Annotated in this window: 18 protein-coding genes; 9 read left to right on the forward strand and 9 right to left on the reverse strand. The window is 45.0% G+C overall.

Features of this window, described 5'->3' with window-relative positions; all coding sequences use genetic code 11:
- Positions 1–25 precede the first annotated feature (25 nt).
- The gene (gene cysM, locus AC1XTG_RS24370) at positions 26–898 is read left to right on the forward strand and encodes a cysteine synthase CysM (RefSeq protein WP_484843771.1); all 873 of its coding nucleotides are present in this window, start codon (positions 26–28) and stop codon (positions 896–898) included.
- A gap of 84 nt (positions 899–982) precedes the next feature.
- Here the strand turns inward: cysM and AC1XTG_RS24375 are convergent, their stop codons facing one another.
- Positions 983–1,402, reverse strand: coding sequence for a hypothetical protein (locus AC1XTG_RS24375; RefSeq protein ID WP_056291648.1), 420 nt, complete (start codon positions 1,400–1,402; stop codon positions 983–985).
- Between the two features lie 146 nt (positions 1,403–1,548).
- On the opposite strand from AC1XTG_RS24375, the gene AC1XTG_RS24380 reads away from it, so the two are divergent.
- From AC1XTG_RS24380 to AC1XTG_RS24390, 3 genes are all read left to right on the forward strand, one after another.
- Positions 1,549–1,851 carry a DUF4286 family protein gene (locus AC1XTG_RS24380; protein WP_031530765.1) on the forward strand — a complete coding sequence of 101 codons (303 nt, stop codon included), beginning with the start codon at positions 1,549–1,551 and terminating at the stop codon, positions 1,849–1,851.
- Positions 1,852–2,079: 228 nt separating this feature from the next.
- Positions 2,080–2,442 (forward strand): ribosome hibernation-promoting factor, HPF/YfiA family, encoded by a 363-nt coding sequence (hpf, locus tag AC1XTG_RS24385; protein WP_056291651.1) that lies wholly within the window; start codon positions 2,080–2,082, stop codon positions 2,440–2,442.
- Between the two features lie 134 nt (positions 2,443–2,576).
- Positions 2,577–2,990 (forward strand): MaoC family dehydratase, encoded by a 414-nt coding sequence (locus tag AC1XTG_RS24390; RefSeq protein ID WP_484843772.1) that lies wholly within the window; start codon positions 2,577–2,579, stop codon positions 2,988–2,990.
- Positions 2,991–3,045: 55 nt separating this feature from the next.
- Here the strand turns inward: AC1XTG_RS24390 and AC1XTG_RS24395 are convergent, their stop codons facing one another.
- On the reverse strand, positions 3,046–3,228 hold the full coding sequence (locus tag AC1XTG_RS24395) for a hypothetical protein (protein WP_031530768.1): 183 nt from the start codon (positions 3,226–3,228) through the stop codon (positions 3,046–3,048).
- Positions 3,229–3,483: 255 nt separating this feature from the next.
- Positions 3,484–4,749, reverse strand: coding sequence for an aminotransferase class I/II-fold pyridoxal phosphate-dependent enzyme (locus tag AC1XTG_RS24400; RefSeq protein ID WP_484843773.1), 1,266 nt, complete (start codon positions 4,747–4,749; stop codon positions 3,484–3,486).
- 261 nt (positions 4,750–5,010) lie between these two features.
- On the opposite strand from AC1XTG_RS24400, the gene accC reads away from it, so the two are divergent.
- The 4 genes from accC to AC1XTG_RS24420 all read left to right on the forward strand — a co-directional run bounded on the left by accC (position 5,011) and on the right by AC1XTG_RS24420 (position 9,686).
- A complete protein-coding gene (accC, locus tag AC1XTG_RS24405) occupies positions 5,011–6,516 on the forward strand; it encodes an acetyl-CoA carboxylase biotin carboxylase subunit (protein WP_484843774.1) in 1,506 nt (501 codons plus the stop codon).
- Between the two features lie 257 nt (positions 6,517–6,773).
- On the forward strand, positions 6,774–7,823 hold the full coding sequence (gene queA, locus AC1XTG_RS24410) for a tRNA preQ1(34) S-adenosylmethionine ribosyltransferase-isomerase QueA (protein ID WP_056291662.1): 1,050 nt from the start codon (positions 6,774–6,776) through the stop codon (positions 7,821–7,823).
- 80 nt (positions 7,824–7,903) lie between these two features.
- Entirely contained in the window at positions 7,904–8,581 is a 678-nt protein-coding gene (locus tag AC1XTG_RS24415) for a 2-C-methyl-D-erythritol 4-phosphate cytidylyltransferase (RefSeq protein WP_056291763.1), read from the forward strand.
- Positions 8,582–8,603: 22 nt separating this feature from the next.
- Complete coding sequence (locus tag AC1XTG_RS24420; protein ID WP_056291666.1) at positions 8,604–9,686, forward strand: winged helix DNA-binding domain-containing protein; 1,083 nt, start codon at positions 8,604–8,606, stop codon at positions 9,684–9,686.
- A gap of 6 nt (positions 9,687–9,692) precedes the next feature.
- Here AC1XTG_RS24420 and AC1XTG_RS24425 read toward each other — a convergent pair whose 3' ends face one another.
- The 4 genes from AC1XTG_RS24425 to AC1XTG_RS24440 all read right to left on the reverse strand — a co-directional run bounded on the left by AC1XTG_RS24425 (position 9,693) and on the right by AC1XTG_RS24440 (position 14,337).
- A complete protein-coding gene (locus AC1XTG_RS24425) occupies positions 9,693–10,850 on the reverse strand; it encodes an acetylxylan esterase family protein (protein WP_484843775.1) in 1,158 nt (385 codons plus the stop codon).
- A 146-nt stretch (positions 10,851–10,996) separates the two neighbouring features.
- Positions 10,997–12,139 (reverse strand): acyltransferase family protein, encoded by a 1,143-nt coding sequence (locus tag AC1XTG_RS24430; protein ID WP_484843776.1) that lies wholly within the window; start codon positions 12,137–12,139, stop codon positions 10,997–10,999.
- An 8-nt stretch (positions 12,140–12,147) separates the two neighbouring features.
- Positions 12,148–12,906 carry a glucosamine-6-phosphate deaminase gene (locus AC1XTG_RS24435; RefSeq protein WP_484843777.1) on the reverse strand — a complete coding sequence of 253 codons (759 nt, stop codon included), beginning with the start codon at positions 12,904–12,906 and terminating at the stop codon, positions 12,148–12,150.
- 30 nt (positions 12,907–12,936) lie between these two features.
- On the reverse strand, positions 12,937–14,337 hold the full coding sequence (locus tag AC1XTG_RS24440) for a Gfo/Idh/MocA family protein (protein ID WP_484843778.1): 1,401 nt from the start codon (positions 14,335–14,337) through the stop codon (positions 12,937–12,939).
- A gap of 231 nt (positions 14,338–14,568) precedes the next feature.
- Between AC1XTG_RS24440 and AC1XTG_RS24445 the strand changes: the two genes are divergently transcribed.
- Positions 14,569–15,588: a LacI family DNA-binding transcriptional regulator gene (locus AC1XTG_RS24445; protein ID WP_484843781.1), complete on the forward strand. Its 1,020-nt coding sequence runs from the start codon at positions 14,569–14,571 to the stop codon at positions 15,586–15,588.
- Positions 15,589–15,776: 188 nt separating this feature from the next.
- Here AC1XTG_RS24445 and AC1XTG_RS24450 read toward each other — a convergent pair whose 3' ends face one another.
- Both AC1XTG_RS24450 and AC1XTG_RS24455 read right to left on the reverse strand, forming a co-directional pair.
- Positions 15,777–16,736 (reverse strand): ISAon1 family transposase, encoded by a 960-nt coding sequence (locus AC1XTG_RS24450; RefSeq protein ID WP_484843779.1) that lies wholly within the window; start codon positions 16,734–16,736, stop codon positions 15,777–15,779.
- 4 nt (positions 16,737–16,740) lie between these two features.
- Positions 16,741–17,118 (reverse strand): ISAon1 family transposase N-terminal region protein, encoded by a 378-nt coding sequence (locus tag AC1XTG_RS24455; RefSeq protein WP_056291768.1) that lies wholly within the window; start codon positions 17,116–17,118, stop codon positions 16,741–16,743.
- Between the last annotated feature and the right edge of the window lie 117 nt (positions 17,119–17,235).

The raw sequence follows: 17,235 nt of genomic DNA on the forward strand, positions 1-17,235 counted from the left end.
TATAAGTAACAAAAGATTAGCATCAATGTCCTCACTTCTTGATCTGGTAGGTAATACCCCTCTTGTAGAATTAAAAAGAATCAATCCTAACCCGAACGTAAAGATTTTCGGAAAGCTCGAAGGAAACAATCCCGGCGGCAGCGTGAAAGATCGCGCGGCTTACAGCATGATCAAAGGCGCACTTGACAGGGGCGAGGTGAAAAAGGGGATGAAGCTGGTAGAGGCAACAAGCGGAAATACTGGTATCGCACTGGCAATGATCGCCCGCCTTTTTGATCTTGAAATTGAGCTTATTATGCCGCAAAATTCTACGCGGGAACGTGTGCTGACCATGGAAGCATTTGGGGCGAAGGTTATCCTGTCTGAATCAATGGAAGGCGCGAGGGATATGGCGGAAGACAAAGCGGCAAAAGGTGAGTATTACATGCTCAATCAGTTTGCCAATCCCGATAACTGGCGCGCGCATTATAATACCACCGGCCCTGAGATTTTCAGGGATACCAATGAGAAAATCACGCATTTCGTATCTTCAATGGGCACTACGGGCACGATCATGGGCGTGTCGCGCTATTTGAAAGAACAGAATAGCAACATTGAGATTGTGGGCTGTCAGCCTACCGACGGTTCTTCCATTCCCGGGATCCGTAAATGGCCGGTTGAATATCTTCCGAAAATATTTGAGCGTGAGCGGGTAGACAGGGTCATGGAGGTAACCCAGGAGAATGCGGTTTTAATGACCAGAAAGCTGGCGAAGCAAGAAGCTGTTTTTGCAGGAATGAGCAGCGGCGGTGCAACCTGGGCGGCTGTCGAATTAGCAAAGGAGCTGGAAGAAGGTGTAATAGTTTGCATCATCTGCGACCGCGGCGACCGGTATTTGTCGAGCGAGCTATTTGGGTAGTACATCGGCTGTCGGCTATCAGCAATCGGCTGTTGGCTGTCGACCTCAAAGAGCCGATTGCCGACAGCCGATTGCCGATGTACGTCAAAACCAGCCTGATCCCAGGTTCCTGAAAGGCCAGGGGATAGCTACGATAATGATGATCAGCGCCATCGTATAGAAGTACAGCACGGTCCGGTGTCTGTCAGCTCCCACCATTTTCTTGGATTTGATTCTCCCGATCGTAATAAGTACAATCGCGATAAGCATCATGAAAATGTGCTCGATAGAGAAAAAACGGAACACCTTTTCACTAATCAGATCAAAGTTTACTTTGGGGCTCATGACGTATAAAACCAGCCCGATCAGCAATTGTGTATGCGTTGCTATCAATGCAAAAAGATAGATTTTACTGTCCTCCTGCTTTCCACTCCGCCAATTGGAATAAGCAGTAAAAATGGCGGCGAGAAGCAATGCCAGAACAACATACCGCAGGCCGGAATGGGCTCTTAGAAGAATATTCATTGTTGAATAAAAAGTTATGGTGAATAAGTACAGGTTTTACAAATGTAGCTTACAAACCACCATCCCCCAAATACGCTCTGACCTGAGCGGGCTTATTCAAATCATAAATATTAACCCGATATTTCGGTTCTATTAACCACTTACTTATGATTATCTACAATATCACGATCAACATCAGCTATGAGGCAGAGAATGAATGGCTGACGTACATGAAAGGAACGTACATTCCCGAAATCCTGCAAACTGAATTGCCGCTTGAATGCAAGCTGCTGCGCCTGCTGACCGAGATTGAAAATGAAGGCTCCACGTATACTACCCAGTTCACTTTCAGAACAATGGAAGATTTCCTGGCTTACCAGACCGATTTTCAGGCCGACTTTCAGCAGCGTCACCACGATCTGTTTAATGGAAAATATGTGTCTTTCCGAACACTTTTGGAAGAAGCCTGAGCCTGCACGGAGTACATTTTGGATCGAAAGAAATAAATTAACAAACACTCCCTTTTACTTGACATTGGCTTAATATTTGACGTACTTAAATTACTGTTACGGGAAACCGGGAGGCAGTCGAAATGGGGATTTTTATGCTTTTAACAAAAATCCGGACTGAAAAGATGGCGCTCCTGGTTTTTAGGTTTCAGTAAAAAATTTATGTTTTACCATTAAAACAATGTGCTTATGAGACTGCAGATGCAAGCAATTCATTTTGATGCTGATCCTAAATTGTTGAACTTCATTCAGCAAAAATTAGATAAACTGGACACGTTCTATGACCGGATAACCAGTGGAGAGGTATTCCTTAAGCTCGATAAAAGTGAGAATGCAAAAACTCAGACTAAATTGCTGGAAGTTAAGCTCTACGTCCCAGGCGGAACGATGTTTGTAAGGGAGCAGGGGACTACATTTGAAGAAGCGACGGATCTCGCGATTGATACGTTGAAAATGCAGGTAAAGAAGTTTAAGAATAAACGTAATAATGCCAGGGCTGCCAAGATATCGGAAGCTACGGCAGTAGTTCTGACAGAAGAAACCGAAGAGTAACCACATATAGCCAGTGCATACAGGAAAGTCGCCGCAAAGGCGGCTTTCTTTGTTTTAGGGCATTACGCAACTTGGATGCGTGCAGGATTTCGCCTTAATTTTGAAGCAAATAATATTCAGTTAAACTTACCGATATGCATATCGAACCTATTGTTGACTCGACTTTTGATTATCCGTTTAAGATCACGCAGGAAGAAGTGCAGCGCTTCGCGGACCTGACGGGCGATAATAACCCCATCCATCTTGACGCAGAATATGCCGCAACTACTGCATTCAAAAAGCCGATCATTCACGGAATGCTGGGCGCGACTGTGTTTACAAAAGTACTCGGCACGCAATTCCCGGGATTCGGCTCCATTTATGTGAAGCAAACGCTGGAATTTTTAAGACCTATGTTTGTGGAGACGAATTATAAGGCGGTATTCAGGATTCAGAGCATTAATCCTGATAAACATCTTGCGGAGATCTCAACTGAAATCGTGGACGTGACAACCAATAAGGTGATCACAAAAGGAGTAGCCACAATGATCAATAAGGAGAAGTTTTAAAACAAAAAAGGCCCGGATTATGACAAACCCGGGCCTCAAACTCTTTATGTGCTTCTTAACCTTCGCTCTCGTTTTTCTTGTTCTGAACTTCTGCGCGAATATCCTGAGCTAACGTTTTGAGGTCTTGCATACCTTTCCGAACGCGGGTGCCAGCTGCCTGGTTTCCTTTATTGTAAAACTTATCGAAATCACCTTCAAGCGAAAGGATCAGATCTTTGACTTCATCAAATCGTGCCATGTTCTTTTGTTTTTTAGTTTAAAAATGCCTCTAACACGCCAAAAACGCATGTTTTGACCGAAATTTAGTAATTAAAAGTATTTTCGCAACCCAAAAAACAAAAAAAAACACTTCTAAAATACAATTATCCGATTGCAATCAGCTAAGTAGCAGCATTTCAGATAGTTAACTATTTTTTATTTTCTATACGCAGGAGCAAAAAAAGAGGGCTTTTTTTGAAAAAAGCCCTCAGAATGCGAAAAAAGCAGATTTTTATTATTCGGCAGTCACTTCCTCAACCTGGTATACTCTGTTCTTGAGTTTGTCGGCAAGTGTAGTAAATGCGTTCAAGGTATACTCCACATCTTCAAGTGTATGGGCTGCCGTCGGGATAATCCTCAGCATAATCTGGCCTTTTGGAACTACCGGGTACACTACAATCGAGCAGAAAACGCCCATATTTTCACGCAGGTCACGTACCATTCTGGTCACCTCGGGTACGCCGCCTTCACTGTGAAGGAACACAGGAGTAACCGGTGACTCGGTTTCGCCGATATTGAAGCCGCGGCTTCTCAATCCGTCCTGCATTGCCCTTACATTCTCCCAGAGCTTGGTCCTGAGTTCAGGCATTTTCTTGACCATATCCAAACGCTTGCGGCAACCTTCCACGTAAGGCATTGGAAGCGCCTTGGCGTAGGTTTGCGAGCGCATGTTATATTTCAGGAACATAATGATTTCGGGATCATCGGAAGCAATGAATGCACCGATAGCCGCCATTGATTTTGCAAAAGTGGAGAAGTAAAGGTCAACTTCTTTCTGCACCCCGAGCATTTCCCCTACTCCGGCGCCGGTTTCGCCCATGGTACCAAAACCGTGCGCGTCGTCAACCATCAGGCGGAACTCATACTTCTTTTTCAGCTCTACAATTGCTTTCAGATCGCCTACCTTGCCGGACATTCCGAAAACACCTTCTGTGATCACCAGCACACCGCCGCCTTTTTCATTGGCCAGCTTGGTAGCGCGGATCAGGTTTTTTTCAAGACTAACCATGTCATTATGGTTAAACTTGTAATATTCACCCAACTTGGCTTTGTGCAAACGAATTCCGTCGATCAAACAAGCATGTGACTCGGCATCGTAAACAATCACGTCGCGGTGATCGCAAAGACATTCGATGGCCGACATAATTCCCTGGTAACCGTAGTTCAGCAGGAATGCGTCTTTCTTACCTACGAATTCAGCAAGTTCTTTCTCAAAAGTCTCATGCAGACTCGAGTTTCCGGACATCATTCTGGCGCCCATTGGATAAGCGAGTCCCCATTTGGCAGCTGCATCTGCATCCGCCTGGCGTACTTCGGGGTGATTGGCCAATCCCAAATAGTTGTTCAGACTCCAGTTCAAAACTTCACGTCCCATAAACCTCATGCGCGGGCCTAATTCTCCTTCCAGCATTGGAAATGAAAAATAGTGATGGCTGTTCAGCATTTTTGCCGGAGTTCCAATCGGACCAGAGTTGTTGCGCAGTTTCTCGAAAATATCCACTCTCTTCTTTTTTATGTGGGTAACAAAAGATTCTAAATGTTAGATAAATGCAAAATTAAAGAATTTCAACGGTACTTTAATGAGCTGCATTTCTCCATCTTAAACAGTAAGTTAGTAAAAATAGAATATACCGGCACAACTATACTAAATCTATATACTAAACTTTTTTAATATTAATACACTGTTATGTATAGAGAAGAGTAGTACGCATTTGGAAGAATGCTTTTGCTATTTTAGGAACTGATACTACCAAGGAGCTGAATGAATCAGATCAAGAAGATACTGGTCGCCAACCGGGGCGAAATTGCGTTGCGGATTATGCGTACTGCGAGGGAAATGAATATTTCGACAGTAGCGGTTTTTAGCGAGGCAGATCGGAAATCGCCGCACGTGCGCTATGCAGACGAAGCTGTTTGCATTGGTCCCCCCGCTTCCTCAGAGTCTTATCTGAATATCGATAAAATACTGAAAGTCTGCCGGGACCTGCAAGTTGACGCCATTCATCCGGGCTATGGTTTTTTGTCTGAAAATGCAGCTTTCGCAAGGAGAGTAAAAGAAGCAGGTCTGATCTTCATTGGTCCGTCGGCTGAATCCATTGAGGTAATGGGAAGCAAACTGGCCGCAAAGCAGGCTGCTGCGAAGTATAATATACCCATGGTGCCCGGAACAGCCTCCGCAATAAGTGACCGCACAGAGGCTAAGCAAACCGCCCGGGAAATTGGTTATCCGGTTTTGATCAAAGCGAGTGCAGGTGGCGGGGGAAAAGGAATGCGGGTTGTGGATAGTGAAGCCGATTTTGACGAACAAATGGACCGCGCAGTAAGTGAGGCGCTTGCTTCGTTTGGCGACGGGTCTGTTTTTATCGAAAAATACATATTATCTCCCAAGCACATCGAAATTCAGGTGCTCGGGGATCAGCACGGCAACATTGTGCATTTGTTTGAGCGGGAATGCTCGATTCAGCGAAGGCACCAGAAAGTTGTTGAAGAAGCGCCCTCCGTTTCCATTACTCCTGAAATACGCGCCGCAATGGGCCGCTGCGCAGTGGATGTGGCGCGGTCTTGCGGTTACTATGGTGCTGGTACGGTGGAATTTATTCTGGACGAGAACAAGGATTTTTATTTTCTCGAAATGAATACCCGGTTGCAGGTGGAACACCCGGTTACCGAGCAAATCACCTCAGTCGATCTTGTGAAACAAATGATCTGGATTGCAGAAGGGAAAGCATTGCAGATTAAACAGGAAGATCTGACAATTACCGGACATGCCATTGAGATCCGCGTGTACGCCGAAGATCCTTCCAATAACTTCCTTCCCGATGTGGGGCAGCTGCATACCTACGTGAAGCCCGACGGGAATGGCGTGCGGGTAGACGACGGGTTTGAGCAGGGAATGGATATCCCTATTTATTATGATCCGATGATTGCCAAATTGATCACTTATGCAGAAAACCGCGAGGATGCGATCAAGAAAATGATCCGGGCGATTGACGAATACCAGATTTCCGGCGTTCGGACGACGTTGCCATTCTGCCGGTTTGTAATGGAGCATCCTGCATTTATCTCAGGCGACTTCGACACCAACTTTATTTCCAGGTATTTCAATCCGGATATGATTAAACCAATTTCGTCTCCCGATGCGGACGAGATTGCCGCGCTGGTTTCCGCACTGTTGCTGAACGACAAGGTAACTGACAAACCGGTTCAAAGTCAGCTTTCAGCAGCTGTTCCCGGCAAGTGGAAAACGAGAAGGCTGGGTTTGCGCTAATGTTACAAACTGATAGGATTTACGCCGGAAAATTCCTACTTTTGCGCTCTTAATTTTTTTGTGCCACATATTTATTGTAAATAATAACTGATAACTGATTCTTTACAAGTATCCACAGTCGCAAATTTTCTTTGATAAGTGGATGCATTGCCTTTCAGGAATTGGTTTACTTTATAAAGGCCGGATCGAGTGAATAGGTACATTTATCCAGCCGGCATTTTATTCTACTACATAAGAAATACACAGATTTTCCAGCTATGAAGCTTTCCGAATTTAAGTTTGATCTCCCTCAAAGTCTAATTGCACTTCATCCTTCCGATCGCGGCGAGTCCCGGCTGATGGTTGTACATCGTAAAACAGGTGAAATCGAACATAAAACATTTGCTGACCTGATCAATTATTTCGATGACGGTGATGTAATGGCGATTAATGATACAAAGGTTTTTCCGGCCCGCTTATATGGCCAGAAGGAAAAAACCGGCGCCAAAATCGAAGTCTTCCTTCTGAGGGAATTGAACCGTGAAATGCGCCTTTGGGACGTTCTGGTTGATCCGGCACGTAAAATTCGCGTTGGTAACAAGCTATATTTTGGCGACAGCGACCTGGTTGCAGAAGTAATTGATAATACAACTTCCCGTGGCCGCACAATCCGCTTTCTCTATGATGGGGATAATGATGCTTTTATGAAGCTTGTGGACGAGCTGGGCGAAACTCCGCTTCCTCCTGAAATCATTTCACGTCGCAAGGTTGAAACCTCCGACCGTGAACGTTTCCAAACAATTTTTGCAGAACATGTCGGTGCAGTGGCCGCGCCTACTGCGGGAATGCACTTTACCAAAGCAATTATGAAGCGCCTGGAAATTAAGGGTGTGAATTTTGCTCCTGTAACTTTGCACGTTGGTCTTGGTACCTTCCGCACTGTGGATGTGGAAGATCTTACAAAGCACAAAACTGACTCTGAAAACTATCGGATCACACAGTCGAGCGCAAACATTGTAAATACCGCAATTGACTCAAAGAAACGCATTTGCGCAGTAGGAACTACTTCATTGAAAGCGATTGAGTCTTCTGTATCAGCGAGCGGGCATTTGAAACCGGTTGAGGGATGGACAGACAAATTCGTTTTCCCTCCTTATGATTTCAAAATTGCAAATGCATTGCTATCCAATTTCCAGCTTCCGGAATCAATTTTATTGATGTCTGCCTGCGCATTCGGAGGATTTGACCTGGTTATGAAAGCATACGAAATCGCGATTAAGGAAAAATATAAATTCTTCACTTACGGAGATGCGATGCTGATTATTTAGCATGCCTTTTCTGAGGTTAAATGGTCATTTATGTATTAGGTTTGAATCCTGATCCTTAAATGACCTTTTTTTGTAATATGATGCAGGAATTTGCAGTATTAGTTGCCGGAGGAAGTGGCAGCCGGATGAAAAGTGACGTGCCCAAGCAATTTCTTGTGGTAAATGGCCTCCCCGTGTTAATGCATACCATTCTTGCATTCAGAGCTTACTCTGACAATTTGCATATCATCCTCGTCTTGCCCGAGACACAGTTCGCATTCTGGCAAAATTTATGTGCTGAATACCGCTTTAATGAAAAGTACTTCCTCGTAGCAGGAGGTAATACCCGTTTCCATTCGGTGCAAAATGGCTTGAAAAGTATTGGATCCGGGCACGGGCTGGTCGCTGTTCATGACGGGGTAAGACCTGTTATATCAAAAGACATTATCGCTGCGGGTTTCCATACTGCACGCGAATTCGGCTCGGCAGTTACCAGTGTTCCATTGAAAGAATCGATCCGGACCATTGAACCGGGCATTGGTAATAAAGCACTGGACCGTACACATTACAGGCTGGTACAAACTCCCCAGACTTTCCGCCTTGATTGGATGTCCGACGCATTTTCAACCGAATATCAGGAGACTTTCACTGACTGCGCGAGTGTTCTTGAATCAAAAGGCTATCCCATTCAGCTGATCGATGGGGCTTATGAAAACATCAAAATCACAACGCCTGAGGATTTACGCTGGGCAGAAACATACCTCCGTCAGCTTTCCTGAATTCATTTAATTGGTCGGCACAATGACAATCCGCGATATTCAGAATCTCCGGCTTCACAATTTGCTTCTCTCCGATCCACGTTTTAAAACGCCTGCGGAAACCGTGCGTTGGCTCGGGGCTATTCAGGCGCAGGATCACGCGGGTGCATTGTTTTCCATTGCGTTGAGGATGCAGGGTGGAACCCAGACAGATGTTGAAAAAGCGATTGCAGAGAAATCAATTGTCAGAACCTGGCCAATGCGCGGCACGCTCCATTTCGTGGCAGCAGAGGATGCGCACTGGATGCTGCGTTTGCTCACGCCCAGAATTATTAAGCGTTCGGCAGGCAGGTATAAACAACTGGAACTTGATGATCGTATTTTCGCCAAAAGCCGTGACCTGATTGTTCCCGAGCTGCTTGGTGGCAGACAAATGACGAGGGCTGAGGTATACGCATTGCTTGAAAACGGAGGGATACCGACGGGCGAACAACGTGGCATGCACATCATTAATCACTTGGCGCAGACCCAGATCCTTTGTCACGGCACGCACAATGAAAAGCAGCCTACCTATACTTTGCTTGACGAATGGGTTGCTAATCCAAGACAGCTGGATGAAACGGAAAGTATTGCCGAGATTACCTTACGCTACTTTACCAGTCACGGTCCTGCCACTTTAAATGATTTTGTGTGGTGGACGGGGCTTAAAGTTTCAGATGCGAAGCTTGGATTACAATTGAATGCAGACAAGCTGCAATCCATGGAAGTAAATGGAGACACTTATTGGTGTCCGCAAGAGCAAATGGAAACCGTGGTTGAAAAGGCAACTTTCCTGCTGCCTGGCTTCGACGAATACATGCTGGGCTACACCGACCGCTCCGTCATTCTTGAAGAGGCAAATTGGGGCAAGATTATTCCGGGTAACAATGGAATGTTTATGCCCACAATCGTCATCGACGGCAAAGTGGAAGGTATCTGGAAAAGGACTTTAAAGAAGGATAGCGTGCAATTGGACATGTATCCTTTTAAAAAGATCTCCCAAACAAAAAAGCGACTTCTGGAAGGCTGCGCCCGGGAATACGGGAAATATCTTGCCAAAAATTTATCTGCTATCAACTGGCTTTAAGCTTTACTAAGCAAGCCACTTCCCAAGCCAGGCAAATGCATCTTTCTGCATCTCAACATCGAACTTGTGCGGACCGTCATAAAACTTCGCTGCGTACTTTTCTGACGCATTAGCCTTCTTATATACGGCTGTCAGAATGCGGTCGGCTTCCTGCATCTCCGGTAATGTATATAGTGGATCCTGATTGTTGTTTTGAACCAAAGTAGGTAATGGTACCCTCAAACCAAGTATCTCCGGAAAGTCAATAAACTGCGGTAACAATGGCGTGTACGTCATCCAGGTGTGATTGAAAGATCTGTTAAGGATTAAATCCGACCACGTTGTCATAAAGCCTACGCAAACCGCGCATTTGATTCGCGGATCCAGTCCGCCAAGATAAACAGTACGCAGACCGCCGCCTGACAATCCGCAGCAACCTATCCGCTCCGGATCAACATCTTTTCTCGCACTTAAAATATCCAATGCAACCTGATCTTCTGACAGAAAGACCCCTGGCCAGGTTGTCCCGGCGGAGAATAGCGACTTCGACATCACGTGCTCGTGCTCCGATGACCACGCATTATAAGCTTCTATATGCTCCGGTTTCTCAGGATCTTTATCGGTTTTCCCTGTGGTATCGACGCCTCCCCAGTTGAGGCCTTCTACATCATCGTAGTGTACCCGCCTGCTGCCAAATGCAAAAGTATCATGCACCAGAACTGCATATCCAGATCTGGCGAGCTCATTGGCCCACGCCTTACCGCCATAATCAGATTTCTGATGTTCTATAAGGATCGGATGTTGATCTTCCGACGTTTTCACGATTTTCCGGTAACCGAAATACTTCATACCGGCGTGATCATGCAGGCCGAGTACCGCAGGTAATGGTTTAGTTGCACCTTGCGGTTTGAGGAAAACTGCCTTTGTTGGTCTTCCGTAGCCCAATTCCCACGATAGCTCTTCTATTTCAAGTCCGTCGAAAACATATTTTTTTTCGACAGTAACCTTGGGCATAACTGGTTTTGGCGGACTGGCGACGAGCTCCCTGGTCTTGGCTAAGGCTTCCTTTTGCCAGCTTTTCAGGTCTTTGTATTTCGCATTTCTGTAAGAAAGGTTCGGCACTTTGGGCTGCAATGCATTCGCCCATTGACCATAATGTCCGATTACACTTTTCTCCGGTAGCATAGCTGGTAAACTATTAGATTTCGATAAAACAGGAGCTTGATTTTGGATAAGATGTGGGAACGTGGCTGTTCCGAGTATTGCTGCAATAAAGTTTCTCCGTCCTATTTGCCCAGCCGGATCTTCGTTCGTGTTTGATTCCATACAAGTTATACTTTGACAAAAATCTTATTTCGATACAGAAAGTATAGAAAGAGCCAAACCAGCACGAATCCGCCCAGCGCGTTGTAAACCTCATGCCATTTTTCAGGCGCGTATTTGTAAAATCCCTCAAATAGTAGTTTGGAAGATGCATTGAAGTTTACAAACCTGACTGCCAGGTAAATAACCAAAGAATTCATTCCAATAACCTGAAAGAAAAAAGCCCATCTGGAAAAACCCTTTACATCGATGATCCAATAGAAAGTGGCAAGGAACATAAATGCGAGCCCGGAAGTGAGCATAATGAATGAGCTCGACCACAAATGTTTGTTGATCGGAAATATCAGGTCCCAGGCGAGACCAACCACAATGCCGGCAAGTCCAAGTAAGACTAGCTTCTTAACTTTTTGATTTTCAGGAGCAGCTTTCAACAGAATATCACCTGCAATTGTGCCAAATAATGTTAGACAAATCGCGGGAAATTGTGTCAGTATCGCAAGTTCATCGTAAGTACCCTGTTTGAGTTTGCCAGGCATAAAAGTGCGGTCAAACCAGCCTACCAGATTTCCCTCAAATGACAAATCACCAGCGCCATAACCTGGTACAGGAATGAGCTTTAATGCGAGATAATATACAACCAACGTGGCGATAGCGATACCAAACCGCTGAACAAAGCTGAATCGCATGAATAGCAGCGCGCTCACAAAAGTAGCCAGCCCAATGCGGCCAAGTACACTTCCGTATCTGATATGGGCAGGGTCGAAGACATCGATAGGTGCATTTTTATCAAGGATACCCAATGCGATCAGAATGAGCATTCTCACAAAGATTTTATTTCTGATTTCGGAATGGTGCATTCCTTTCGACAAGCCTTTTTGAATACTAAAAGTCAAGGAAGTACCGGCAAGAAAAAGGAATAATGGAAAGATGAAGTCATAGAATGTGAATCCATTCCATTCAGGATGCTCGAATTGATCAGCCACTGCATCTATCATTGGAATACCCGTTTTGCCTTTTAGTAGAAAAATAAAGGCGCCACCTCCTGAAATCATCAGCATATCAAACCCGCGCAGTGCGTCGATCGAAGCTAGTCTGGTATTTCTGACAGGCACAGCCTGTTCTGCCGGGGCATAAAGCGTTTTTGGTTCCATCAGTCGGTTTAGGCAAGGTTCTGGATTTCTGAGCTCGCGAGCAGACTTGCAGAGCTTTTATCCAGATAAAATACACAATCGGGATGGAGTTGCAAAATGCTGGCCGGAAACAAGTTACTTACTTCATTTTCAAGGCAATCCCGTACTGCCACTGCCTTGCGCTGATCAGGCACTGAGCAAATAATATGCGCAGATTGCATGATTTGTCTGATCGACATGCTGATTGCTTGCTGCGGCACTTCTTCCAGCGCGGCAAACCAGCCTTCGCCCATTTGCTGCCGTCTGCAGGGTTCATCCAGATTGACAATCAGGTAAGGCTTTTCCGTGTCGAAATCCGCAGGTGGATCGTTGAATGCAAGGTGGCCATTTTCGCCTATTCCCACCAGGGCCAGATCAATAGGATGCTTGCTGATGATCTTATCAAGAAGCTTTGTTTCTTCCTTTACGTCGCCTTCTCCATTAATCAGGTACGCCGCCTTCAATGGAGGTAGCTTTTCAAGAAACCGTTCGCGCAAATACTTGCGGAAACTGGCGGGATGCGAATCAGGCAAATCGATGTATTCATCCAAATGGAACATCGTTACCCTGCTCCAATCTATTCCGGTTTCCGAAATCAGCTGGTTTAAAGTCTCAAACTGGCTGGTACCGGTCGCAACAATGATATTTGCAAAACCTTTGCTTTTAATACTCTCACGAATCACTTCCGCTGCTGCTTTGCCAGCAAGAAGGCCAAGTTCCTTATTCGTTTGGCCAATATTAATCTTCATATTGAATTGATTAGATCTGGATTATGGATATCAGGATTTAACTTTGGTGTTTCCTCCTTTGGATAGGGCAAGGTCTACCGGTTGGTTATTCTTCCACGCCCCGGAAGTAAAATCAGGAATATCGATACTGTTGGACCTGTTTGCTACCGACCACTCGGATAAAGGTGCAATCACGCTCCACGAAGCTGCATCGTATACATCCTGATCCAGTGGAAGTCCATTCCGCAGACAGTCGATCAACCGCCAGTCCATCAAAAAATCCATTCCGCCGTGCCCTCCTACCTGCTTTGCGAGCTCACCAATGCGTTTGACGATTTCAGGCTGATACTTTCGTTCGAGTTCATTGTATTCTTCATCAGATACCCATTCATGCCCTTGAGAAATCCTTCCTTTCCCTTCTTTCCCTTCCAGCGGATATTTCTGTGCAGCGCCTTTGGTACCACTTACCAGGTGAATGCGCGAATACGGGCGCGGAGAAGACACATCATGTTGCAGCATGATCGTTCTTCCTTTGTTGGTTTTAATCGTCGTGGTATTCATGTTACCACGAAGCGGCTTCGTGGTGTATTGTTTAAAATCAGGATCTTTGGCTGCCATTTGCTTCGCCTTTTCACCCAACATAAAATCATTGCTCGCAACAGAAACAAGAAAGTCCATCTTATCGCCTCTGTTAATATTCAGTATTTGCGCAACCGGACCTAGTCCGTGAGTCGGGTACAAGTTGCCGTTCCGCTGGTTTTCTTTCAACCTCCAAAGGTCATATCGCTTTGATTTATCAAAAAAGGAATCGAGGATATCATGAATGTAAGCACCTTCTACGTGGACGATTTCACCGAAGAATCCCTGACGCGCCATATTCAACGTGAGAAGCTCAAAAAAGTCGTAACAACAATTTTCCAGCATCATACAATGCTTTTTCGTTCTCTCTGAGGTTTTAACCAACTTCCAGCAATCTTCCACGGTGGTAGCAGCAGGAATTTCGACAGCCACATGCTTTCCGTGCTCCATTGCATACAATGCCATCGGAGTGTGAAGACTCCACGGTGTACATATGTAGATCAGATCAATGTCATCCCTTTCGCAAACCTTCTTCCATTCATTTTCGCTTCCTGAGTAAAGGGTCGGTTTCTGATTTGATTTCTCAAAGACCTTCGCTGCCTCATTTACATTTTCTTTCCTAATGTCACAAAGCGCCTTTACTTCGACATTTTCAAGATGAATGATCCGCTTTATTGCACCACCGCCCCTGTTGCCCAAACCGAGGTATGCAATGCGAACTGTATCGATTTTTGGCGCGGCATACCCTGACATATTGAAGAGCGGTGCCTTACTGTCAGTTGTGGTAGCCCGTTCCGCCTTAACAGCAAAATTGGAAGTCAGGCCGGCAGCTATGCCCAGCCCGGAAAGTTTCAAGAAATCTCGTTTTTTCATGGATGTGTTAGAGCTTAGGAAGTGATTTAACGAATGCGGAAGTGCCTATCGCCAGAATGTCAATCTTACATTTAAAGAATGGATCCGACGTATACCGAATCAATTTACATGATTGAGGGAACGACTAATAGTGGATTGAAATAAATATTAGCGAGAACGTTTACGATAACGGAGGGTATAAAGTCACCTTTGTCATTCTTCCTATCATATACATCTAATAAGAGGTCACAAGTGCAGCGAAGGTCAAGTACTATTAAGGATATCGCCCGGGAACTGAATATCTCGGTAGCTACTGTATCGCGTGCTTTGCGCGATGCTTATGATGTAAGCAGAGAGACAAGAGAGCGGGTTTTGGAAGTTGCAAAGAAGTTAAACTACAAACCCAACCTGAATGCCCTGAACCTTGTGCAACGTCATACCCGAAACATAGGAGTTTTGATTCCGACAATAACTAATTACTATTTTTCAACAGTAATAACAGGAATTCAGGAGACAGCAAACTTGCACGGGTATAATATCATTCTATACCTGACAAACGATTCCGCCGAGACTGAGGAGAGGCTCATAGCTGAACTGCCTTTTAATCACATAGATGGATTGTTGGTATGCGTCTCATCACAAACCCGCATTCATAAGTATTTACAGGAACTTAGCGAAAGAGGAATATCAGTCGTATTCTTCGACAGGGTCATTGAAGAAGCAGGCTTTTCAAAAGTGATGCAGGATGACTATAATGGGGCCTTTATGGCGGTTGAACACCTACTTTCCTGTGGCTACCGTAGAATCGCGCACATCACAGGCCCGAGCAATCTGTTATTAACTCAGAACAGAGTAAAGGGTTATATGTCCGCTCTTCAGCAATTTGACATTGAATATAATGAAGTGGTTTCCTCAGGCTTTTCCAGGCTCGATGGTCAGGCAGATACGGATAGCCTATTTAGGCAAACAGCAGATAAACCGGACGCAATCTTCGCTGTAAATGATCGAAAAGCTATAGGTGCTATTCTAGAATTAAGAAGAAGGGGTATTGCCGTTGGAAAGGAGGTTGGTGTTATTGGATTTACCAACGATTCAATGGGAGAAGTAATCTCACCAACACTATCCACTATCGCAGAACCTGCATTTGAAATTGGTCAAAGCAGTTGCGAGCTCATAATCAATCAGCTTATAAATAAGTCCCAGGTTAGCTCAGTGCAGGAAATCTTACTGCCCTGTCATCTGATAACAAGAGAGTCCACTCTTAAATCTTGACTATCATTAACGTATGAGAATATCAGCGATCTAATTAGAAAGCAACATAAAAAGACCATCTTTAAGGGATGGTCTTTTGCGATGTATTGTGGCGACCAGGCTACGCGCCCCGCTTACTTTACCAGGTTTGATCCAAGTATCATCGGCGGTTCTGGGGATCAAGACCAAATGTTGTGGAGCAACTTAGATTAAGCATATAACTGAGTAAGCCGGTAAAGGAAGAATTCCACGTTTCGCACCCCTCTGAACTGTGCCCTGAATGCTTTGATCTTTGCGTTGAAGGATTCGGCAGAAGCATTGGTACTTCTGTTGTCAAAATAATTCACGATAGTTTTATAGTGATTCTCGATTGAGCGAGCGACGGTATTGAATGGTTTAAAACCGGACTGCCTGACCTTTTCGTACCATTTGGCCAATCTGGTCAGTCCGTATATTTTTTCAGTTGTGTTTGTGAAGATGTTACTGAGCTCTATTGCCAGCTCGTATGCCTTTTTGAGGTCTGGGAATCGTTCAAAGAGAAGTTGCACCCTTTCTCGCTGGCTTTCAGTCCAGGTATTGGGCTTTTTATACAGCGCATATCGGCTCCGAGCCAGGAGTTGTTTTACGGTGTCGCCGTTGGGTAATATTTCTGGCTGATATTCTGTCTGAGAGATTTTTGCCTGCTCAATGGCGTCATGTTCATTATCCAGCGCTTCCCAGCGATGTTTTATGCGGATTTCCTGCAAGGCTTCGATAGCTAACCTTTGCACGTGGAAACGATCAGTGACACGCGTGGCTCGTGGAAAACAACGCTTGGAGATCATTGTCATGCTGCCAGCCATATCCAGAGTTATCTCAGTAACTTTTTTGCGTTGTGATCCGGGGATTTTGCGAAGAACCTCAATAACCGTCTCAGCCTTAGTACCCGCGACAATGGCTACTATGCATCCTTTTCCGCCTTTCGCTGACTTGTTGGTGAGGATCGTGTACAGCTCGCCGTGAGAAAGGCTAGTCTCGTCAATTGATAAATGAGAACCGATATTTTGAGGGAACAGTAGCCATTTTTTAGCGTGTCCTTTTTGGCTCCAATTCTTGAATCCGCTTTGAAAATCACGGTAATGGCGTAGCAGATCCTTGCCATTCACTCCATAAAACCGTCCGATTGTCAAGGCGCTATTCGGGTTGGTATCGACCGATTTCCGCCCGGCGGCCCGGTTTTAAAAAAGCCGCGAATTCACTAGTCATTCGCGTCCCCTCTGCTACCTCCGCCCAGTCCCTGTAAACCACTTTACCGGTCTTGGTATTAAGCCATCTGCGGCGTTTAATGTGAAGAAAAACTTTATGTCCACGAATTGGGAAATCCTGAATTGTGATGGTAGGGAAAAAGCCTTTGGAGCGTAAATTTTTCTTGTCCGAATCGTTATCAGCAGTGTTCTTTTCTTCGATGCGAACGTGAAATGTATCTCCGTCTTTGTCTACGGAAGTAAGACTGAAATTTTCTAAAATGAATTCGGGTAATAAAAACTGAACAATAGGCAGGAAACTCTCCAAAACAAACAAGTTTGATTAAAAACACAAACCTAGAAAAATCGGATCAAGCAGAATTCTTGGGGTGAGATTAAGCATAAAGTTTCGTGATCCTGAATAGGAAGAACGGAATATCCCTCA

This window comes from Dyadobacter sp. HNCC25DJ183 (assembly GCF_056895175.1).